This is a genomic window from Levilactobacillus suantsaii (assembly GCF_014069315.1).
GTDB lineage: Bacteria > Bacillota > Bacilli > Lactobacillales > Lactobacillaceae > Levilactobacillus > Levilactobacillus suantsaii.
Window position 1 is genome coordinate 2,093,957 of record NZ_CP059603.1, and the last position, 21,672, is coordinate 2,115,628.

General features: G+C 53.2%; 20 protein-coding genes and 1 pseudogene. 2 read left to right on the forward strand and 19 right to left on the reverse strand.

Annotation, left to right across the window (positions count from 1 at the left end):
• Positions 1–30: 30 nt before the first annotated feature.
• The 3 genes from glpK to H3M12_RS09720 form a co-directional block, all read right to left on the reverse strand.
• Positions 31–1,533 (reverse strand): glycerol kinase GlpK, encoded by a 1,503-nt coding sequence (glpK, locus tag H3M12_RS09710; RefSeq protein ID WP_129031600.1) that lies wholly within the window; start codon positions 1,531–1,533, stop codon positions 31–33.
• Positions 1,534–1,710: 177 nt separating this feature from the next.
• Positions 1,711–1,899: a 2-hydroxymuconate tautomerase gene (locus H3M12_RS09715; RefSeq protein ID WP_020090404.1), complete on the reverse strand. Its 189-nt coding sequence runs from the start codon at positions 1,897–1,899 to the stop codon at positions 1,711–1,713.
• Between the two features lie 66 nt (positions 1,900–1,965).
• Complete coding sequence (locus tag H3M12_RS09720; protein WP_129031601.1) at positions 1,966–2,862, reverse strand: YitT family protein; 897 nt, start codon at positions 2,860–2,862, stop codon at positions 1,966–1,968.
• Between the two features lie 268 nt (positions 2,863–3,130).
• Between H3M12_RS09720 and H3M12_RS09725 the strand changes: the two genes are divergently transcribed.
• Positions 3,131–4,546, forward strand: coding sequence for a C69 family dipeptidase (locus H3M12_RS09725; RefSeq protein ID WP_182150678.1), 1,416 nt, complete (start codon positions 3,131–3,133; stop codon positions 4,544–4,546).
• A gap of 71 nt (positions 4,547–4,617) precedes the next feature.
• A pseudogene (gene yjeM / locus H3M12_RS09730) lies at positions 4,618–6,126 on the forward strand (glutamate/gamma-aminobutyrate family transporter YjeM).
• Positions 6,127–6,469: 343 nt separating this feature from the next.
• On the opposite strand, the gene H3M12_RS09735 reads toward yjeM, so the two are convergent.
• The 16 genes from H3M12_RS09735 to ftsY all read right to left on the reverse strand — a co-directional run bounded on the left by H3M12_RS09735 (position 6,470) and on the right by ftsY (position 21,666).
• Positions 6,470–7,414, reverse strand: a complete 945-nt coding sequence (locus H3M12_RS09735; RefSeq protein ID WP_182150679.1) for an NADP-dependent oxidoreductase — start codon at positions 7,412–7,414, stop codon at positions 6,470–6,472.
• A 194-nt stretch (positions 7,415–7,608) separates the two neighbouring features.
• Positions 7,609–7,941 (reverse strand): winged helix-turn-helix transcriptional regulator, encoded by a 333-nt coding sequence (locus tag H3M12_RS09740; protein ID WP_129031604.1) that lies wholly within the window; start codon positions 7,939–7,941, stop codon positions 7,609–7,611.
• A gap of 343 nt (positions 7,942–8,284) precedes the next feature.
• Positions 8,285–8,479, reverse strand: coding sequence for a hypothetical protein (locus H3M12_RS09745; protein WP_182150680.1), 195 nt, complete (start codon positions 8,477–8,479; stop codon positions 8,285–8,287).
• 165 nt (positions 8,480–8,644) lie between these two features.
• Positions 8,645–9,001, reverse strand: a complete 357-nt coding sequence (gene rplS, locus H3M12_RS09750) for a 50S ribosomal protein L19 (RefSeq protein ID WP_129031606.1) — start codon at positions 8,999–9,001, stop codon at positions 8,645–8,647.
• A 114-nt stretch (positions 9,002–9,115) separates the two neighbouring features.
• The gene (gene trmD / locus H3M12_RS09755; protein WP_129031607.1) at positions 9,116–9,889 is read right to left on the reverse strand and encodes a tRNA (guanosine(37)-N1)-methyltransferase TrmD; all 774 of its coding nucleotides are present in this window, start codon (positions 9,887–9,889) and stop codon (positions 9,116–9,118) included.
• Entirely contained in the window at positions 9,889–10,407 is a 519-nt protein-coding gene (gene rimM, locus H3M12_RS09760) for a ribosome maturation factor RimM (protein ID WP_129031608.1), read from the reverse strand. The genes trmD and rimM overlap by 1 nt, the downstream gene beginning before the upstream one ends.
• A gap of 99 nt (positions 10,408–10,506) precedes the next feature.
• Positions 10,507–10,767, reverse strand: coding sequence for a KH domain-containing protein (locus H3M12_RS09765; RefSeq protein WP_182150681.1), 261 nt, complete (start codon positions 10,765–10,767; stop codon positions 10,507–10,509).
• 9 nt (positions 10,768–10,776) lie between these two features.
• Complete coding sequence (gene rpsP / locus H3M12_RS09770) at positions 10,777–11,052, reverse strand: 30S ribosomal protein S16 (RefSeq protein ID WP_182150682.1); 276 nt, start codon at positions 11,050–11,052, stop codon at positions 10,777–10,779.
• An 87-nt stretch (positions 11,053–11,139) separates the two neighbouring features.
• Positions 11,140–11,433, reverse strand: a complete 294-nt coding sequence (locus H3M12_RS09775) for a hypothetical protein (protein ID WP_182150683.1) — start codon at positions 11,431–11,433, stop codon at positions 11,140–11,142.
• Positions 11,430–12,785: a vWA domain-containing protein gene (locus H3M12_RS09780; protein WP_129031612.1), complete on the reverse strand. Its 1,356-nt coding sequence runs from the start codon at positions 12,783–12,785 to the stop codon at positions 11,430–11,432. Before H3M12_RS09780 ends, H3M12_RS09775 begins: the two co-directional genes overlap by 4 nt.
• A gap of 3 nt (positions 12,786–12,788) precedes the next feature.
• Complete coding sequence (locus H3M12_RS09785) at positions 12,789–13,967, reverse strand: P-loop NTPase family protein (protein WP_182150684.1); 1,179 nt, start codon at positions 13,965–13,967, stop codon at positions 12,789–12,791.
• Between the two features lie 39 nt (positions 13,968–14,006).
• Positions 14,007–16,658 carry a cation-translocating P-type ATPase gene (locus tag H3M12_RS09790; protein WP_182150685.1) on the reverse strand — a complete coding sequence of 884 codons (2,652 nt, stop codon included), beginning with the start codon at positions 16,656–16,658 and terminating at the stop codon, positions 14,007–14,009.
• A gap of 18 nt (positions 16,659–16,676) precedes the next feature.
• Complete coding sequence (locus H3M12_RS09795) at positions 16,677–17,675, reverse strand: IS30 family transposase (RefSeq protein WP_182150575.1); 999 nt, start codon at positions 17,673–17,675, stop codon at positions 16,677–16,679.
• Positions 17,676–18,189: 514 nt separating this feature from the next.
• Positions 18,190–19,638: a signal recognition particle protein gene (gene ffh / locus H3M12_RS09800; RefSeq protein WP_182150686.1), complete on the reverse strand. Its 1,449-nt coding sequence runs from the start codon at positions 19,636–19,638 to the stop codon at positions 18,190–18,192.
• A 19-nt stretch (positions 19,639–19,657) separates the two neighbouring features.
• Complete coding sequence (locus H3M12_RS09805; RefSeq protein WP_129031616.1) at positions 19,658–19,999, reverse strand: putative DNA-binding protein; 342 nt, start codon at positions 19,997–19,999, stop codon at positions 19,658–19,660.
• A 176-nt stretch (positions 20,000–20,175) separates the two neighbouring features.
• Positions 20,176–21,666, reverse strand: a complete 1,491-nt coding sequence (ftsY, locus tag H3M12_RS09810; protein ID WP_129031617.1) for a signal recognition particle-docking protein FtsY — start codon at positions 21,664–21,666, stop codon at positions 20,176–20,178.
• Positions 21,667–21,672 lie beyond the last annotated feature (6 nt).

The following is a 21,672-nucleotide window of genomic DNA, read 5'->3' on the forward strand; positions in this document are numbered from 1 at the left end:
GTTTCACTGGCACTTTTTGCTTAGGTTTAATTAGTTTTGGTGGAATGTTTGGGTCGCGTTGATGGCGGCTTGCCAACCCGCGTAGCACTTTTCGCGTTGGTCGTCCGCCATTTGCGGCACGAATTCGTCTCGTAGCTTGTGCATCTTGCGAATACTATCGATATCGGACCAGAAGCCGACCGCTAGTCCGGCCAAGTAAGCCGCGCCCAGCGCCGTGGTCTCGTTGATGGCCGCCCGCTTGATGGGCGTCTTCAAGATGTCGGCCTGGAACTGCATCAAGAAGTTATTGTTCGCCGCCCCACCGTCAACACTCAAGGACTGCATCGGTAGTTTGGTTTCCTTGGTCATGGTGTCGACCACGTCCCGCGTCTGGTACGCGATGGCTTCTACGGTCGCGCGCACGAACTGTTCGCGCGTGGTGCCCCGGGTCAACCCGAAGACGGCACCGCGCGTTTCTTGATTCCAATACGGCGCTCCGAGACCGGTAAAGGCCGGCACGACATACACGCCGCCGGTGGTCTCAGCATCGACGGCCATTTTTTCCGATTCACTGGCATGGTCGAAGAACCGCATCCCGTCGCGCAGCCACTGGACCGCCGAACCAGCCACGAAAATGGACCCTTCCAGTGCATAGTTAATCTGACCGTCTAAACCATAAGCAATCGTGGTCAGCAACCCGTTGGTCGAAAGCGTCGGTTCCGTCCCAGTGTTCATCATGATGAACGCCCCGGTCCCATAGGTGTTCTTGACCATCCCGCGGTCAAAGGCTGTTTGCCCAAACAAAGCGGCTTGTTGGTCTCCCGCGATCCCCGCAATTGGGACCTGGACTCCGGAGAAGGTATAACCCGCCGTGTACCCATAAATCTCCGATGACGAGCGCACTTCTGGCAACATTGCTGCCGGGATTCCTAACCAATCCAGAATATCCTGGTCCCAACTCAACGTGTGGATATTGAACAACATGGTCCGACTGGCATTGGTATAGTCAGTTGCATGGACCCGCCCGCCCGTCAATTTCCAGAGAATCCAGGTATCAATCGTTCCGAATAACAACTCGCCATTCTTGGCCCGTTCATGAGCGCCATCGACGTGGTCTAAAATCCACTTGATTTTCGTGGCCGAGAAGTACGAGTCCACGACCAAGCCGGTTTTTTGATGAATCTTTTCGGTGTAACCATCGGCCTTCAATTGGTCAGCAATAGCGCTAGTTTGTTTAGATTGCCACACAACGGCATGGTAGATGGGTTCGCCGGTCCGTTTGTCCCAAATCACCGCGGTTTCCCGTTGGTTGGTGATCCCGATGCCCCGCACCTTGTAGGGTTGGACATCAGAATTAATCAGCGCATCCGAAATTACGGATTGGACTGCGTTCCAAATCTCGTTAGCATCGTGTTCCACCCATCCCGGTTGGGGAAAGTACTGATGAAACTCCCGCTGGGCCTGACCCGCGATCTGACCGTTTCGATCAAATAAAATCGCGCGGGTACTGGTCGTCCCTTCGTCAATTGCCATCATGTATTGTTGATCATCCATCGTCAGAATCTCCATTTCATACGTTCATTAACTACGGCTATAAAGAACCGTGCTGTCACAATTGTCTCTAGTATACCGAAAAGTCCGCCATTCGCCAATTAAATTCACAAATAAAACCGCTACCAACGCGATAATCTCGGCATTGATGGCGGTTTATAAGATTTCTTCAACTTTTGGTTACTTTTCGTCGCTCTTTAAGACACCCGCAACGCCGTAACGGTCCGGTTGCATTTCGCGTAAAATGACGTGGACGTGTTCCGCCGGGGCGCCGGTATTCTTAGTGACAGCGCTGGTGACGTCTTGGACCAAGGCCTTCAATTGGGCTTGTGAGCGGCCAGCAATCAAATCGATGTTTACAATTGGCATAAGTTTCGTTCCCTTCTCATTTTAGGATAACTCCTATTATACCGGTTGGTGGGAAACGGAGCAATCTTAATGTTCGTGTTGGCGTTGCTGACGGGCCTTGAGTTGTTCGGTCTCATCGTAAAACTTCCCTTCGATATCCACCGTACTGACCAAGTTGACGAAGGCGTCCGGGTCGGTCTCCTTGACCGCGTGTTCTAAATCGTACAACTCGTAACGTGAGATAACGACCATCAACACGGTACTGGTCTGCCGGCGATACGCGCCCATCGATGGAATCACGGTAATCCCACGAATCAACGTTTGGTAAAGCTGGTCGATGACCGCCGTTGACTGAGTGGTCACGATGAAGGCCGTCAGTTTCTGGTGCCGCGTGTGGATACTGTCGACCACCCGTGACATCGCGTAGATGGAGATGATGGTGTACAACGCACTCTCCCAGCCAAACAGACCGCCCGCCAAGAGGATGATGGCCAAATTGATCAGTAGCATCAGCGTCCCAATCGTCCGTCCAGTCGTTTTTTGCAGGACTACGGCCACGATATCCATTCCCCCGCTCGAAAACCCGAATTTCAACGCGTAAGCCACGCCAACACCGGTTAAAATTCCCCCAAACAATGCCGCCAGTAACGCGTTATGCGCGACCGCCACTACGGGGAAAATCAGCGATAGCCCCGCGGTCAAGCCCGCTACGAAGATGGAATATAGCGTAAAACTTTGCCCCACCTTGACCCAGCCCAACACGCCGATGGGCAAGTTGAACAGGAGGATGAACCAGCCAGTCCCAATCGGTAACCCACTGGCCTGGCTGGCTAATGCCAAGATTTGAGCAATCCCGTTGATGCCCGCACTAAAGATCTTACCTGGAATCAAGAAATCGTTTAACGCGATGGCGTTGACTACGGCTGACCCAATCGCCACCAAAAATTGTTGCGCCTGCCGCTTTAATTCTAATGAATTTCTCATCTGTCTTCTCGCTCCCCCAATGTTTATTCGCACCGCGCGCTTAGTCAGCCGTTAACCGGCAATGGGCCTAAGCCCCGCAAACGGCGGGATAGCCCACCGACTGATTTATTCTTTACGGACGTCACACTATGCGCTAATTGTATAAATATTTACTTTGATGAGAATAATAAATTAATTAATGAGAGTTAACCCCGAAACCACTCATTTTAACCCAAAAATGTTAGAATGAGTACCGTAATTTTATGCAAAAAATGAAAGGAGCGTCGTTATGAATTATTCTGCTTGTACCAGTATTCTTATCGGGGCTAAAGCGTCGTTGGACGGCTCGGTCATGATCGGTCGTAACGAAGACGCTAAGGCCGCTTGGCCCAAGCACTTCGTGGTCCATCCCGCTAAAACAGCGAGTGAACCGGTAAGCTTCACCAGTCCGGACAATGGCTTTACCATGCCGTTACCAGCCCAAGCAGCTAAGTACACGGCCACGCCCGAGTGGACCACCAAGTATGGCGTCTTCGAAGAATCCGGCATCAACGAGTATGGTGTGGCGATGAGCGCCACCGAAAGTACCTACTCCAACGAGCGGGTCCTGGGCTGTGACCCATTAGTCAAAAACGGCATCGCCGAAGAGGCCATGGTCACCGTCGTTCTCCCGTACGTGCACAGTGCACGAGCCGGGGTCAAGCGTCTCGGCCAACTGGTCAGCCATTACGGCACCGCTGAATCGAACGGGATCCTGTTCGCTGACCAACGTGAAGCCTGGTACCTCGAAACGGGTGCTGGCCACTACTGGGTCGCCCAACGGATTCCGGATAACGCCTACGCCGTGGTCGCTAACCAGATGGCCATTCAGGTGGTCGATTTCAACGACCCGGCCAACTTCATCACCGCGCCGCACCTGCAGGAATTCGTGGCTCACAACCACCTCAACCCGCACAACGACCGGTTCAATTGGCGTGAGATCTTTGGGACCCAGGACCAATCGGACCTGTACTACAACACTCCGCGAGTCTGGTACGGCCAGCATGTCTTCACCCCGCAAGTCGCCGCGCAACCGCAATCATTTGACTTACCCTTTATTCAGTACGCGACCAAAAAACTCGGGGTCAACGACGCCCAAGACTACCTCAGCAGTCACTACCAGGGCACCCCGTACGATCCGGTCGGGGCCGGTAGTCCCGCCGACAAGACCCGGTTTCGGCCCGTCAGCCTCGCCAAGACGCAAGAATCACACGTCTTGCAACTGCGGCCAGACCTGGAGCCTGCGTTAGCCGGTATCCACTGGTTAGCTATGGGCGTGGGGGCACAAAGCGTCTACATCCCGTTTTACGCGGGCATCACTCAGACGCCTGCGGCCTACCGTCTCGGCACGGCAACCTATTCACCGGATTCGGCTTACTGGGTCTACAAGCTGGTCAGCGTCTTAAACGACGCCCACTACCACGCAACTCAGGCCCTGGTCAGCGACACGCAAAAACAATTGCGCATCGACCTGCGCCAATTAGTCCAAACGACCGACGCTGTCGCCCAAAAGTTAACTGGCTTGGAATTGGCAACCTATTTAACCACCCAGTCCACTAAGGCCGCCGAATTGGGCCTTAGTCGTTACCGTCAGTTAGCGGCGCAACTGATTACCCAGGCCACGGACTTAGGACCCTTGAACTACCACCAAGATTTGAATTTATAAATTGATTGGACGGACTTGGTGGTCGTCTTAGATCCGAGTTCGCCCGTACCAAATGGGAGATATTAAAACAAATGGAAAAACAGCAAAAGATTAAATTACCTACTTTAATCTTAATGATATTTACGGCCATCTATGGGTTTGCGAACACCACGGTGGCCTACGACCAAATGGGTTATGCCAGCATCGTCTGGTACGTGCTGGCCGCCCTATTGTTCTTCTTGCCCAGCGCATTGATGCTGGCCGAGTATGGGTCGGCCTTTAAAGAAGCCAAGGGGGGCATTTACTCTTGGTTAGCCGGCTCGATTGGCGAAAAATGGGCCTTTATTGGCACCTTCATCTGGTTGTCCTCGTGGATTATTTGGATGTTGTCGACCTCGTCCAAGGTCTGGATTCCACTGTCCACGTTGATTTCCGGCAGTGACCAAACGCAGACCTGGTCGTTGTTCGGCCTCACGTCGACGTAAACCGTGGGATTGTTGGGAATTCTGTGGATCCTAGTCGTCACCTTCTTTGCCACCCGCGGGGTCAACTCGATTGCGAAGATTTCATCACTGGGGGGCATCTTCGTCATGTTCCTCACGGCCTTGTTCTTCGTGGCTAGCATCGTGATTGTGATTGCTAACGGTGGCCATTTAGCCCAACCCATCAACGGGTTGCACAGCTTTACGGCTTCCCCGAACCCGCAATTCTCATCCCCGATGGCCTTGATTTCCTTCGTGACGTACGCGGTCTTCGCTTACGCCGGCATGGAATCCATGGGCGGAATCACCGACTCGATGGACCGGCCCGAAAAGACTTTCCCCAAGGGCCTCATCATTTCCACGATTGCGATTACCTTGATGTACTCAATCTCCATCTTCCTATGGGGCATTAGCGCCAATTGGCACGATATTTTGGGCCACAACGCCGTAAACTTAGGAAACATCACCTACGTGTTAATGAACAATCTGGGACTTGTTCTGGGCCACGCCTTGAACCTGTCGACCGGGACCGCAGTGGGCTTAGGTCATTTATTTGCCCGACTGACCGGGTTAAGCATGTTTATGGGTTACTTGGGCTCCTTCTTTGTGTTGATCTACTCCCCGTTGAAATCCTTCATTTTGGGATCGTCACCGGAGCTGTGGCCTAAGAAGATGACCAAGCTCAACAAAGTCGGCATGCCCGCCTACTCGATGTGGCTTCAAGCCATCATTGTGGCCATCTTCGTCTTCCTGGTAGCTTTCGGGGGTTCGGCTGCTAAGCAGTTCTACCTGATTTTGACCGACATGGGGAACGTTTCCACGTCCTTCCCGTACCTCTTCTTGATTGGGGCCTTCCCGTTCTTCAAGAAGCGCGCCGACTTGGAGCGGCCGTTTGAAATCTACACCAGCCGCTTCTGGACCAACACCATCGTGACGGTCGTCCTGATCGTATTGGTCGGCGGGATTGGTTTTACCTGCCTGCAACCGATCTTCGAACACGACTACATGACGGCCTTCTGGACCATCATCGGTCCCATCTTCTTTGGGGCCGTAGCTTGGCTCTTCTACCACAACGCCCAAAAACGGACGTCGGCTAATGAGGAACCCAGTGAAAACTAAAATTGTTTCTCTATTATCCGTTGCTGGTTTGACCAGCAACGGATTTTTTTGCTTTCAGCTGGATTTTATGTCCCTTGAACCACTGGGATGAATATATGAATAAGTTAAAGTAATTTGTTTAATTTTTACGTCTTCCCCCTAAATCCAATCTTTAACCCATCATATCCGTTTTTTCGCCAACCAGAGGCATAAACCTCATGGTTGACCAGCTCACCTTGCTCACTAGTTTTTCACCCACCTAAAAGAGACAGCTCCGACCTTTTTGGTTTGACGACTTGTCAACCCAAGCGGTAGAACTGCCCCTAGACTAGCGCACAAGAAATGCTCGCCTTTTCTCAATTTTTTAATCGTTAAAGACAATGATTTTCTTTCCCGTATTACCACCCGATTGAAAATCGCGATGGGCTTGTTTAATGGCTTCCAGCTCAAACGGATACGTCCGGTCGACACGCACGGTGAGCTTGCCCTGACTGTATAGCGCAATCACCGTTTCAAGCTCCTGTACGGAGAGATAACCCATTGAATAAATCCCTGTAATTCCCCGCCGTTTCGTTTCCGCCGTGTCGATAAGCCCATTGACCGACGTGACCCGGCCACCAGGTCTGACGACGGGATAGCTAGCGGCCAGTGTTTTGGGCCCCGTCAAATTGACCACCAAATCAACGTCCTGCACTAATTGGGTGAAATCTTGCGATCGATAATCAATCGTCTCATCGGCCCCCAATTGCTGCATATAGGCCGCTTGTTTCGCCGAGCCCGTTGCAATCACGTGATCCCCCGCATTTTTAGCCAGTTGGATGGCTTGACCGCCAACACCACCAGCCCCGCCGTGAATCAAGACCGTTTGTCCAGCCTGAACTTGACCATCGCGAATCGTTGCCGCATAAGCCGTTGCCACACCTAAATAAAAGCCCCCCAGTGGCACTAAATCTAAGTTCTTAGGCACGGTGGCCACAATCGCAGAATCATCTAACAAAATTTCTTCGGCATAGGTGGCCATGTAGGCCATACCAATCACGTGGTCGCCCACGGCAAAACGACTTACGGCTGATCCTACCGCCGTCACCACGCCCGCAAAATCTTCTCCCAGTGAATGGGGTAAAACCGGCTTGATAGCGGCCGGCATCGTGGGGAAAGGCCCGTTTTGCCGAATCACCACGTCGGGGTCGTTCACCCCAATCGCCGCTGTCTTCACGACGCTTTGGTGGGCGGCCGGTTGTGGGGACTTAACTTCCACCATGTGTAGCACATCAACGTCGCCATACTGCTTCAACATTACTTTTTTCATGACGTCACTCACTTTCTTAAAGTAATCCCAGTATGACAAGATTGGCTACACGTTTAAAGTCCTAACTTTTTTGATAGTTACTATCTTTTTAAATAGATTTGACTTCTCCCGCGCCGCGCAACGTCAAAAATCATAAAAATTTTCATCTTACGGTGGGGTGCCAGTAAGGGTTTTAACCTTGGCGCCACCAAAGTCTAAGCTTGTTTAACTTCGTAAACGTCCGCGAATTGTTCCAAGGCACGTAGGACCGGCATGAACTGGTCACCCATAGCCGTTAACGAGTACTCAACTTTCGGTGGAACTTGGGGGTAAACTTTACGGTTGATCAACCCATAGCCTTCCAATAACCGTAAATCCTTGGTTAACTGGGCCTGGGTGACCGTTGGTAACTTCCGACTGAGCTCTCCAAAACGCAAAGTCTGCTGATGTAAGAAATACAAGATGACCATATTCCATTTGCCGCGAACAATCTTTTGGACCCCGGCAATTGGGCAATCAACAAAAATCGTTTCGTCCGATTTTTCCATACCATGCTTACCTCTCTTTTATTAATCTTGATATTAGCCACCACTAGTTTAATATAACCTATCCCCCCAGTACCAACCAATTAATCCGTTGGGCATCGGTTCAATTCTATAGCCAGCAACTAGGTGCGCTTAAGCCGGTACGCGACTCACTATTTAGCCCCCGGGGAGCGCCTTTCTCTGATCCACCAGTTTGAATTATCGCCTAGGTTAAAGTAATAAATTTAAACGTTGCCATCATAGCTCCCACAGGCCGACCTTCGTGTGTTCAGCCAGCGGCAGTCAAAAACTCGTGCAAGGCCCCAAAATTCACCCAGCTTGGGGTCCTGCACGAGCTTAATTGACTTTAAATCAGAGGCAGCTTGCGACCTGCTTTTCTGGCCACAACCCCTTGCTTCACCAAGAGTCCTCCTAAGACAACGATGCCGGCAACGTCCACGCCCTGCTTAAGGCTGAATAAGGGCAAGTTAAATGCCGTGACGATGCCCATCACAATAAGTAGTACTGGGGCAATCATTGAATTGGCTGATTGTTTAATCATGAATCCACCTCCAATCAGCTTCAACTAGACTTTAATTATCGCACACGTGACTCGCCATTTAAACCCGCCAGTCAGACTTCCCCCGACTCAACAATGGTGTCCCCTTAAAAAGGGCGTAAAAAAAGAACCCCCGGTAAAAACCGAGCGTTCTTTTTTAGAAACGATTTAGCTCCGACGGCGTTCTGGAATCCGGGCAGCCTTACCATTCCGATCACGTAAGTAGTACAACTTGGCACGACGAACGCGACCTTGACGAAGAACTTCAATCTTCGCAACCCGTGGGGAGTGTAATGGGAAAATCCGTTCCACACCGACACCGCTACTGATCTTTCGAACAGTGTAAGTTGCTTGAATGCCGCTACCTTTACGCTTGATAACGACCCCATCGAACAATTGAATCCGTTCGCGAGACCCTTCAACGATCCGAGCGTGAACCCGAACAGTATCACCGGCACGGAAGTCCGGAATGTCGTCACGTAATTGGTCCTGGTTGATCTTTGCAATTAATTGATTTTGGCGCATGATTTTCTTTCCTTTCGCCAACGTTCATTATCTCAGATTATCGACAGCGGAACGTTGTTGTTGTGGCTAAACAGCCAAAAATAAGTTTAGCATATCCCCGGCGCCCTGTAAAGGCTAATCGCTTGACTGAGGAGATTGCTTTTCTTCTTCTTCGATCCGCACGTCGGCCAACAAGCGTTTTTGTAAGGCGGTTAACTGCTGGTGGTCGATGAGGTCCGGGCGACGCAAGTACGTCCGCCGCAGGGCCTCTTTTTGCCGCCACTCATCGATTTTTTGGTGATTCCCGCTAATCAGGACGTCCGGAACGGTCAACCCACGAAAATCCGCTGGCCGCGTGTACTGCGGGTATTCCAATAAACCAGTCGAAAACGAATCGCCGGGCGCCGACTCGGCATTACCCAAGACACCAGGTAGCAACCGTACCGTCGCGTCGATCATGACCATGGTGGCTAATTCCCCCCCGGTCAAGACAAAATCACCCAGCGAGACCTCGTCAGTCACCAGATTGCGAATCCGCTCATCATAGCCCTCGTAGTGACCACACAAAAAGGTCAAATGCTCTTCGTGCGCGAAATCTTCGGCTACATGCTGGTCAAAGGTCACCCCAGCCGGATCGGTCAAGATAACCCGCCCCTTGGGCAAGCCCGCTTCAGCTGCCTGGTGTTCGGTCGCGGCTAGCGCATCAAAGATGGGTTGGGGTTGCAAGAGCATCCCCGCGCCACCCCCAAAGGGGTAATCGTCGACGTTGCCGTGTTTATTGGTCGAATAGTCCCGAAAATTGGTCACGGGCATGGTCAAATGGCCATTCTCGATGGCCTTACCCACGATGGAATCGTGCATCGGGCCACTGAACATATCGGGAAAAAGACTTAACACATCAATCCGCATTAATCGAGTCCCTCCATTAATTCTACCGTGATTTGGTGGGCGTCGAGGTCCACCTTTTTAACCACTTGGTCGATGACGGGCAACAATAAATCGCTTTGACCCGCGCGTTGGACCACCCAGACGTCGTTAGCGCCCGGTGACAGAATCTCTTTGACGGTCCCTAACTTTTGGCCCGTTTCATCCACCACGTCTAAGCCCACGATTTGGTGGTAGTAGTATTCACCGGGGCCTAAGTCATCGGCCTGGAGTTCGTCGGCCGTAATCTTGAGTGTCGCAGTCTTCAAACTTTCCACGTCGTTGATCGACGGCCGGTCGGTAAAGCCTAACAAGTAAAATTGTTTATGTTGCCGCACCGTGGCTACAGTCAATTTCACAGGTTGTTTTTGTTGTGGCAAAAAGGCCCAAAGAATGGCGCCCACAGCGAAACGTTTTTGCGGAAAGTCGGTCGTGGCGACGACCCGAACTTCGCCCTTAATGCCGTGGGTATTGACGATAGTCCCCACCGTATAGTAAGTCATGTTGTCCCCCTATCTTGGTTATGTGTCGTATTTTTACTGGGGTCCTGCCCCGCTTCGTTAGCTTGATGATACAAAAAACTCGAGGGAAACGTCGCCGCCTCACTCGAGAGTCTTTGTCGGGTGGTCATCGATGATGAGCCGAACCCGTTTATTACCTTGGACGCGCACGCTATAGACAATCGTCCGAATAGCCTGTGCGACCCGGCCTTGCTTACCGATCACCCGACCGACATCGTCCGGATGAACGGTTAACCGATACTCGTAAAATCGCTCCGTCTCGGCGGTCGTGACGACCACGTTACCGGGATGGGCCACGAGCGGGCTGACAATCGCAAGAATTAATGCCTTAAAATCGGTCATGGCTAATCACTACTTCTTAGTGTACTTAGCTTCGTGGTATTGCTTCATGATTCCGGCGTTCGAAAGCAAGTTCTTCACCGTGTCTGAAGGTTGAGCACCGTTGTTCAACCAGTTCATGATGGATTCTTCGTTTAACTTAACTTCGGCTGGAGTCACGATTGGGTTGTAGGTCCCAACGTTTTCGATAAACCGGCCATCCCGAGGGCTCCGGGAATCGGCAACCACGATTCGGTAGAATGGGCGCTTCTTAGAACCCATCCGCTTAAGACGAATCTTTACTGACATATAGACACCTCCTGTATTTCTTTCAACGAGTAATAATATACCAGTTTCTAGATATGATGTAAAGAGTTTTTTCTTTACACCTTTAAATTAATCGAATGGTCGGCGTAACCAGGCGATAACGTTCGGCGTTAAGGTCGCTTGATGGGTGATAATCCACTCCGAGACTGCGCTGTAGTCCGTAAAGTCCAGGACGGGCCGGTGAATCCCGGTCGCTTGAAGGTGGGCCACAAATTGCAGATCTGCGATACTGATGGGGGCCTGGTACAGGGGATTTTCCTGCACCCGACTGCCCCACTCATCATTTAAAATCGCCATGGCGTTTTGATACGCCGCCGTTTGTAACAATAGCGCCCGTAATTCATTCGCCGTTAAAACCGTCATCTTACATTGCCCCCCTCTAAGGCTTTAAGTTGTGGATCATCGGCCAGGCTAATGACCGTTCCCGGGGCGTGTCTCACCGAAAATTGGGTGGTGGGACTGGTCAGTAACCAGATCACGTCAACGGGTGCCGGCATCCGGACGGCTCGTTCGCCATACCCGTCGGTCAAGATAATCACGAGTTGGCCCGGCGCACTGCCGAGCAACCGGGGCAACGCAGTGAATACCGCTTGAAAGCGAGTGCCTCCGCCACCAACGCGTTTAAGGTCGGGCACCCGTCCTTGCAAGCGAAAGCTGGCCTGGCGATGCACTTCGGTGTCGAACGGATAAACCCGAATCGCCGCTGGGTAAATCGTGAGTAACCGGGTCAGTTGGCCCAAGAGATAGGCAATCTCCTGGTTGCCCATCGACCCCGATTCGTCGATAAAAATTGCAATTTGTTGGTAGGTCTGCACGATTTGCCCCGGTAAATCCATCCGTACCGGCTGGCGGCGGTTGAACCGCCCGTAGGCTGGTCGGCGACCCGCCGGTACCTGACCGAGTTGCCGTTGTAACAGACCCTGCCAGGACAACGGCCGGTCAATTTTGACTCGTGATAAAGTTGCTTCGATGCGTCCCGGCAAAGTCCCCCGTTGCTTAGCGCTTAGAGTTGCTGCGGTGGTCGCTAACACCTGCTGACGCCACTGTTCACGCGCCGCCGGGGGCGTTTGTAGCGCCGTTTCCCAGCCGTGGTGACCGTCTTGTAAACTCGCATTCGTTGTGGCTTTTGCCAAGCGGGTACTAGTCCGGTCGCCGCTCTGGTTGGGCGCGCGGGTATCACTCGCCTCCCGTCCCGTGGTTTGGGTCGCCTGCCAATGGCGCAATTGTTGCCAGTACACCGCCGAATCCTGTTGCTTAGTGGTGGGTTGCCCGGTCAAAGCCTGGATGGTCCGGCTGGTAATCGCCTGGGCCGGCAAGTCACTCAGATAGTCGTTGACCGCCGCATCCGTTGCCCAGCGTACCAGGGCGGCTTGCTTGGGGGCCGTTTCGGCCTGAGCGTAGCGCTCCGGGTGCTGCCACACCAGGTGTAAGACCGTGTGCCGCAACATCGCCAACCATTGTTGTCCCGTCCAGCCCGTTTGCGCTAAGCGTGCGGGGCTAATCACCAGTTGCCAATCGGTCGGACGGGCCCGCAGTTCTAAGGGCGTCGGCCCGTTGGCCAACCGACTGGTAAGCTGACTTAAAACACGGCCGTAAAATGGGTCGTGCAAGAGCAGATACATCACGCTCGATTGCCATAATTCGCGGGTGGCTGGCCCTTGTTGGGCGGCGGATAACGTCGCTAAGCGGGTTAATTGAGCTGAAAGACTGCGCATGGTTTACACCTCGATCTGACTGCCGCGTTTCCCAATCTGGGTCAGGACCGAATAGAGCTGAGCTACGGCCGTTGTAGCGTCAACTTGGTCGTGCAGCGCTTCGAGGAGCCCATCTTGTTGGGCGATTTCACGGCCCAGGGCAAATTGCCCGTCCGGTGCACACAGCATCAACAGTTGGGTGAAGCGTTCCGCGTATTCGCTTGTGGTCAGTGGCCAGTCGTGTTGGGCGGCAACACACTGACTCAACAAGCGTTGTTGCTGAGCCGGATTCAAGGCCCGAAACCGCCCCACGGTGCCATCTTGCGTGTAGACCTGTTCGACCGTGATGGTGGGCCGCTTGGTGTGGACGTACCCGGCAAAGGCCGTGCCCACGGTAAGGCCCAAATTCCCCCGTAACAGTTCTTGAACGATGGCCGTGTTTTGCAACAAGTCCTGCCGGTCCAGCTCCCGTAAGAGCCGCGAGACTCGCGCCCAGGCCCGTGGCGTCGGCTGTAAATCGGCACCTTCTTCATCACCCGTTGGTGCCGTAAATAAATCTGTCGGGTTCTCCGTCAAGTAAGCCGTGACCAGTGGGTCGATGCGCGGTTGGCCGTTGACCTGGACTCGCGCCCAGGCCAACCAAGTCGGCGTGTCGGCTTGCAGCACTAACCGTGTCGTCCGGTCGGCAATCGCGGCATCCCCCGGCGTGACCCCGTAATGGCTATGCTGAAAGCCTTGCATGGTGGTGTCCGGATTTTCCGCTAAGATCAAGTGGACCTGTTTAGGCAATAACAACGTATTGATTTGGCGTTGTAAGACCAGGTTCATCAGCTCACTTTGCACGGCCTGACTGCCCCGGTTAAATTCATCAAGAAACCAGATGATCTCCTCATCCGGATGGGCCTCGGCGTAGCGAATCAACGCCACCAAGGTGTGGGAATAACCAAACTGCACGTCGGCTAACTGCCCGTAGTGTTTGGTCTGGATAAAGGATTCTTTCGTGAGCGGGGGCACCGGAATCACCAGGTCCCCTTTTTCGACCAAACTCACGACCGTGGTGAAGAGCTTGGCGTGGCGCTGGTGGGCCAAATCGGCCACCAACGCGGATTTGCCGATGCCGGCTTCCCCCACGATGGTCGGCACGCTATCACTGGCTAAGACTACCCCGACGGCTCGTAAACATTGTTGGTAAGTGAGTGCCACCTAAAAACTCCCTTTCCTGTCCGTAAAACGTGTTTAGTCTTATTTTACCACGCGTCGTTGGCAGAACTTCACGATTTCGACAATCACGACCATTAAAGCAGCGGCCACGATAACGATCCCCCATTGCAACCCGGTCAAGGCCGTCACGTGGAAGAGCCCGTTCAAGCCCGGCACCAGAATCGTCATGCCTAGTAAGACAAAGGCAATCACGATGGCCCAGTTGAAGAAGCGGTTCTTCCAAATGCCAATGGTAAAAAGTGAACCATGAATCGACTTGGAGTTAAAGGCATGGAAGAGTTGAATCAAGCCTAAGGTCACAAACGCCATGGTCAAGGCGTCCGCGTGGGCCAAGTCGGCGTTGGCGTGCACTGGGTAAGTGATGGCCACCCAGTAGACGCCCAGCGTCAGTAGCCCTTCTAACAGCCCCTGATACAGGATGCCGCTAAAGACCCCGCCGGAGAAGAAGTTCGACTGCCGGCCCCGCGGCCGTTGGGCCATCAAATTCTTTTCTAGCGGTTCGACCCCCAGCGCGATGGCCGGTAAGGTATCCGTGACCAGGTTGATCCACAGAATGTGGACTGGCGCTAAAATCTGCCAGCCCAGCATGGTCATCATGAACAGAGTCAAGACTTCCCCTAAGTTGGCGGACAATAGATATTGGATGGCCTTTTGGATGTTGGCAAAGACCTTGCGCCCCTCTTCGACGGCCACCACGATGGTCGCAAAGTTGTCATCGGCTAAGACCATGTCACTGGCCCCCTTAGCTACTTCGGTCCCGGTGATCCCCATGCCAATCCCGATGTCGGCGGCCTTTAAGGCGGGGGCATCGTTGACCCCGTCCCCAGTCATGGCCACGACCTTACCGCGCTTCTGCCAGGCGTTGACGATGCGGACCTTATGCTCGGGCGCGACCCGGGCGTAGACCGCGTATTGGTCGACCTGTTTTTGGAACGTGGCATCGTCTAAATCGTCCAGCTCGGCCCCCGTCAAGACGGCGTGGGCCGTTTCGTCCTTAGTAATAATGCCTAACCGTTGGGCAATCGCCGCGGCAGTGTCGCGGTGGTCCCCGGTGATCATCACCGGCCGAATCCCGGCGCCCTTGGCTTCGGCGACGGCTTGCGCCACTTCCGGCCGTTCTGGGTCAATCATCCCCACTAACCCGGCGAAAATTAGGTCTTGTTCGGTGGTTTCACTGCTTAGCGTCGTCGGCACACTGGGCACGATGCGGTAGGCAAAGGCCAGTACCCGAATCGCTTTAGTCGCCAAGTCGTGGTTGGTCGTTAAAATCGCTTGACGTTGGTCGGCCGTCATGGCCGTGACCTCCCCAGCATTATCGACCTGGGTGACCCGTTTTAGCAATTCGTCCGGCGCCCCTTTGACGGCGATCATGAACTGACCGTCGGCTAACGGGTGCACCGTGGTCATTAATTTTCGTTCCGAATCAAAGGGAATCTCCGCTTCCCGTGGGTAGTCCTTTAGCGTCTGGGCCACCGGGTAGTCACGGTCCAACTGGTACTGGACCAGAGCCGTTTCCGTGGGGTCGCCGGCTAACCCGTCGGTGAGTTGCTGCGTGTCGTTACTGAGCAGCATCACCCGCGCTAACGGGTCGTCTTGGCGGACCGGGTTGTCGCCAGCCGGGACAAGCTTGCCATTTTGATAGATCTGTTCAACGGTCATCTTGTTTTGCGTCAGCGTCCCGGTCTTATCCGAGGCAATGATGTCGGTGCTCCCCAGCGTTTCGACCGCCGGTAATTTCCGCACTAACGCGTGGCGCTTGGCCATTCGTTGCGTCCCCAAGGCTAAGGTCACGGTCACGATGGCCGGTAAACCTTCTGGAATGGCGGCCACGGCTAACGAAATCGCCGTCAATAACATGTCGACTACGTTGGCCGTTCCGCGCCATAACCCGAGGCCAAAGACCACGGCAGCGATGATCAGAATCAAAACAGTCAAGGCTTTCCCGAGTTGGACCAGGTTAGCTTGTAACGGCGTCGTGGTCTCGTCGGCACTTTCTAGCATCCCGGCGATCCGGCCAACTTCGGTCTGCATCCCCGTGGCGACGACCACCCCGGTCGCCCGCCCATAAGTGACGTTACTGTTCATGTAAGCCAAGTTGGTCCGGTCCCCAATGCCCAGGTCCTGACCGCTTAACGTGGCGTTGGTCTTTTCGACCGGGACCGATTCCCCGGTCAGCGCCGATTCCTCGACCTTCAAGCCGGCCACTTCGACCAGCCGTAAGTCGGCGGGCACCACGTCTCCGGCTTCTAAAAGCACGATATCGCCGGGCACCAGCTCGTCGCTTTTAACGGTGTGGATTTGGCCATCGCGCCGGACCGTGGCGTTCGGGGCCGCCATTTCCTTTAAAGCATCGATGGCTTCCTCAGCCTTGGCCTCCTGAAAGACCCCGAAGATGGCGTTTAAGACCACCACTAATAAGATGATGACGGCATCCACCACTTCACCGGTCAGCCCAGCAAAGAGCGCGGCCACTAGCAACACGATGATCATCAGGTCTTTGAATTGCCCGATGAAACGTTGCAATAATGAGGGCTTCTTCTGTTGAGTCAACGCATTTTGGCCGTACTTATCCAACCGAGATTGCACTTCAGTCGCGTTTAACCCCTGGTCATTGGTCTGTAAATCTTGGTACAAATTGGCCACGGTCTGTTGATATAACGGTAATTTGGTCACATTTTGCCTGACGAATTGTCAAATCAAGTGTAACTTTTTACCGAAGAAAACTTCAGATGGTGTCTTCCAGCCTAAGACCTTACGGGGGCGATTATTTAAATTCCTGACAAACTTCGCGATATCTTGATCGGTCAGTTCATCAAGGTCAGTTCCTTTGGGAAAATACTCTCGGATGAGACCATTGGTATTTTCGTTGGTCCCACGTTGTTGTGGTGCGTGCGGGTCTGGAAAATAGACTGAGATACCAAGCTCTTTACCGACTTCACGATAACCCGCAAACTCTGTACCTCGGTCTGGTGTAAGCGTACGAACGCGTTTAGGTGTGACTGTATGCAGGAGGTCGATCATCGCTTGGGTCACATTCTTGGCATTCACTTTGGGTACACGCTCAGACAGAAGGTATCGTGACTTACGGTCGACCAGTGACACTAAACCCGAACGCCCGACCTTGCCGCGAACGGTATCGCCTTCCCAATGGCCAAAACGAGTCCGATTCTCACATGAGACTGGTCGTTCATGGACTGATGGGACATTATTAAAACGGCCACGTCGTTCGTTGACAGTTCCTTTAACCTTACGAGTTTTCCCACGATGTCGTAACTTTCGAGCGAATCCTCGAGCCCCATGACTTTTACGTTTAACGCCTAAATTATTTCGTTCAATTCCGCGATAAATCGTGTTGTAGCTGATATGCCAATTACTGGTCTCTAAAGATAAACGACCGGCGATTTGCTCGGGTGACCATTGTCGTTGAAGAATGCAGTGAAGGACAAAGTCGCGTAGCTTTAAATTCTCCAGTACCCTGAGGCGGCGACTCTTTAATCGGCGCTGTTGATAGTTCTGCTGGGCTTTTACGGCGGAATAGGCGCCCCGACCGCCGTTGCGTTTAATTTCTCGTGACACAGTGGCTTTGGAACAACCGATTTGATTGGCAATAACCTGGTAAGTATGGTGTAAAGTTACACCTAACAGTATGCATTCGCGGTCTTTTAAGGTAAGATGTGTATATGGACTCATAGCCTAAGAACTCCTTTAGATGATTGTTATGGTGACTTCATTCTACAGGACTCAGGCTAGGAGTCTATTTTTATTTTCTTACTTGTTGCACTTCAATTGTAAATTCGTCCTCCAAAAAAGTGATGGTTTCGGTGCCCCGCGGATCTCATTTCCTCCTGATAAAAGAAAATGAGACCTACGCATGCACACACAATGGTGAACACACATAAGTCTCACTATTTAAGACAATACCGGAACGTCTTCTGGCTGACGATATTGTCGCAGGCTTGCTGCTAGTTACTCCCTTATGAGTAAGGTTAGTATACCGGACTTCCAGCGGCCTGTCTACCATTTACATTGCCGACGGTTCAACCAGTTTCACCGCGCTAGCGATTGCAAGCTCGCCTCCTTCCACCCCAGGTGATATTTACGGGCGCACAACCGTGTAAAAACGTTTACATAACCGGCAAAAGCTCAGGCTAACGGATGATTGCCACCCATTAGCCTAAGCTTAGGTCTTAAATGCCGGGTCTAATTACTTTTTCCGCCGCTTACGCTTCAGACGCTTGCGTTTGTTCTTCTTCATTTGCCGGGACATGCGGTTCATGGCCATCTTTTGCATGCGGCCACCCATACCGCCGCCCATGCCGGTCTGGCCCATCATTTGTTCCATGCCGGACATGTTGCCCTTGGAAACCTGGTTCATCATCTTTTTCATCTGGTTGAACTGTTTGATCATCCGGTTGACCTCGTGAATCGGGCGACCAGACCCAGCGGCGATGCGTCGGCGCCGGGACGGGTTCAACACGTCGGGGTTGGTCCGTTCCTGCTCGGTCATCGAGTAGACGACCGCCTTGAGATGTTCGATGTCTTTTGGGTCCATCTGGACGTTCTTTAAGGCGGGGTTATTGGCCATCCCCGGAATCATCTTCATCAAATCTTCCATCGGCCCCATCTTTTGGATCTGGCTGATTTGGTCCACGAAGTCGTTAAAGTCAAACGAGTTTTCCTGAATCTTTTCGGTCAGTTGTTGGGCCTGCTTCTGGTCGTATTCCTTTTGGGTCTTTTCGATCAGCGACAGCATGTCGCCCATCCCCAAGATCCGTGACGCCATCCGGTCCGGGTGGAAGACGTCCAAGTCGCTCATCTTTTCACCCTGACCAATAAACTTGATTGGCTTACCAGTGACGGCCCGAATCGACAGAGCGGCCCCACCACGGGTGTCACCGTCTAACTTGGTCAAAACGACCCCGGTCACGTCGAGCTTATCGTTAAAGCCCTCGGCCGTGGCAACCGCATTTTGCCCGGTCATCGCATCAACCGTCAACAGAATTTCGTTGGGGTGGGCCAATTCCTTGATGTTGGCCAATTCGTCCATCAACTGTTCGTCGATCTGTAACCGCCCGGCGGTATCAATAATGACATAATCATTATGTTTTTCTTCGGCTTGGGCTAACCCCTGCCGTACGATGTCGACGGGGTTGACGTCCGTCCCCAGTTGAAAGACCGGCACGTCGATGCCTTGAGCGACCTGGACCAATTGGTCGATGGCGGCGGGCCGGTACACGTCGGCCGCAATCATTAACGGCCGCGCGTTTTGTTCGGTCTTCAGCTTCAAAGCGAGTTTGCCGGCCGTTGTGGTTTTCCCGGCCCCTTGGAGTCCGACCATCATGATAATCGTCGGAATCTTCGGCACCTTGTTCAGGTCAACGGCTTCTTCCCCCATGGTCTTGGTCAGTTCTTCGTCCACGATCTTGACGATCTGTTGGGCGGGGTTCAAGCCTTCGAGGACGTCAGCCCCCATCGCCCGTTCACGAACTTGCTTGACGAAGTCCTTAACGACCGTAAAGTTAACGTCGGCTTCGAGTAAGGCCAGACGAATCTCACGCATCGTGGCCCGTAAGTCACTTTCGGAGACCTTGCCCTTGCCCCGCAACTTTCGCATCGCGTTTTGTAATCGTTCGGTTAATCCTTCAAACGCCATTAAATCTGCCACCTAACTTTCATTGTTCTTCGAGATGTTCTAAGCCTGCCACGAGGCGGTTCAACGCCGCATCGTGGGGGTAATGCTGCGCCACGTAGGTCTGAATCTGGTCGGCCTGGTGGTTGCGCGCGGTAAATTCTTGATATAAATGCAGCTTAGCCTCATAATCTTCGAGAATTTTCTCGGTCCGCCGCAGGTTATCGTAGACCGCTTGGCGGCTGACGTTGAATTCTTCGGCGATTTCGCCGAGCGAATAATCGTCGCCGTAGTAGAGCTGCATATAATTATTTTGCTTAACGGTCAATAACGGTTGATAGAACGCAAAGAGGGAGTTAATCCGATAATTCTTCTCTAGTTCCATAAACGTCCCCTCCTTGGTAGTGTCACACTCTATTAGAGTACCGATTTTTACGGCTTTCGTCAATTTTTTTCGTGGGTCACGGCCGCTGACTCCCACAATTCGCCGGTCCAGTCCACAAAAAGGGGGCCGTCCAGCGGTATTTAACTACCAGACGACCCACCCGATGATTTATTAGTTTATTTTTTACCTAACGCCGAAACATCGATCAAGCCCTTGAACAGGCCATACACGAACTCACTAGGGTCAAACGGCCGCAAGTCGCCGATCTGTTCGCCCAGCCCGATAAACTTCACCGGCACGTGCAATTCGTTTCTGATAGCCAAAACGATTCCCCCACGGGCGGTTCCGTCGAGCTTGGTCAAGACGATTCCGGTCACGTCGGTGGCTTCCTTGAAGAGTTTGGCCTGCGTCAACGCGTTCTGCCCGGTCGTGGCGTCCAAGACCAGCAGCACTTCGTGGGGTGCCGTTGGAATCTCGCGTGTGATGATGCGCTTCATCTTGGCCAGCTCGTTCATCAAGTTGACCTTGTTTTGCAACCGCCCCGCCGTATCGACGAAGAGGATGTCGTAGTCTTCCTTCTTCGCCTTTTGGACCGCGTCGTAGACTACCGCGGCGGGGTCCGATTGTGGCTTGCCCGTCACGATGTCCACGTCAGCCCGCTTGGCCCAAACGTCCAATTGTTCGGTCGCTCCGGCCCGGAAGGTATCCGCCGCGGCTAGTAAGACCTTCTTGCCGTCTTGATGGTAACGGTTGGCCATCTTGCCGATGGTCGTGGTCTTGCCGACCCCGTTGACCCCGACGAACAGGATGACCGTGGGACCTTCTTGGGCCACGTTCAAGGCGTTACTTTCCTCTTGGCTACCGGCCTGGTCGTAAATGTCGACCATCTTTTCGACGATGACGTTCTGCACGTCGGCGGCCTTCTTCGCGTTTTGCAGCTTAACTTCGTCACGTAACGAATCGCTGAGTTTTACGGCCATGTCGAAGCCCACGTCGGCACCAATTAAGGTCTCTTCCAAATCGTCAAAGAAGCCCTCGTCCACGTGACGGAAGTTCGCCAGTAAAGCGTTCAGCCGTTCGCCAAACGTATGCCGCGTCTTAGCCAACCCGCGATCGTAGAGTTGTTCGTCGCTAGTTGCGGTGGGCTGCTCTGGGGCAGTTTTCGGGGTCGTCTCACTCATCGACTCCGCTTTCTCACCGGCACTCGTGCCGACTTCAGCACTGACGCTCGTCTCCGCTTCAGCACTTGTCTCGGACTCCCCATTGGTAGTCGAGCCTAAGCTGCTGGTTGGCTGAACCTGACTGGCTGAACTGGCACTTGCCGGAGCAATCGACGTCGTTGAAGCGGCAACCGGCGGCTCATTTTCCTGACTGGCTGCTGGTGCGACCGGTGCCGCACTGCTAACTGATTCTTCAGTAGGCGTCGGTTGGAACGTCTTCGCTGCGGTCGTGGAACCGTCAGTCGCGGGTGTCGGTGTTGTCATTGAATTAGTGGTCTTAGTGCTGACGGATTGGTCACTAGTCGACGTCTCCGCTTCACTAGTCGCTTTAACCTCACTGGCGGGTGCCGCCGAAGCCTCGCTAAGCGACTGACTGGTCTCGCTCGTGTCTGGTGCCGCGCTCTTTGGGTGCTTAGCGCGCCGCCGAAAGATATCAAATAACCCCATGTGTGT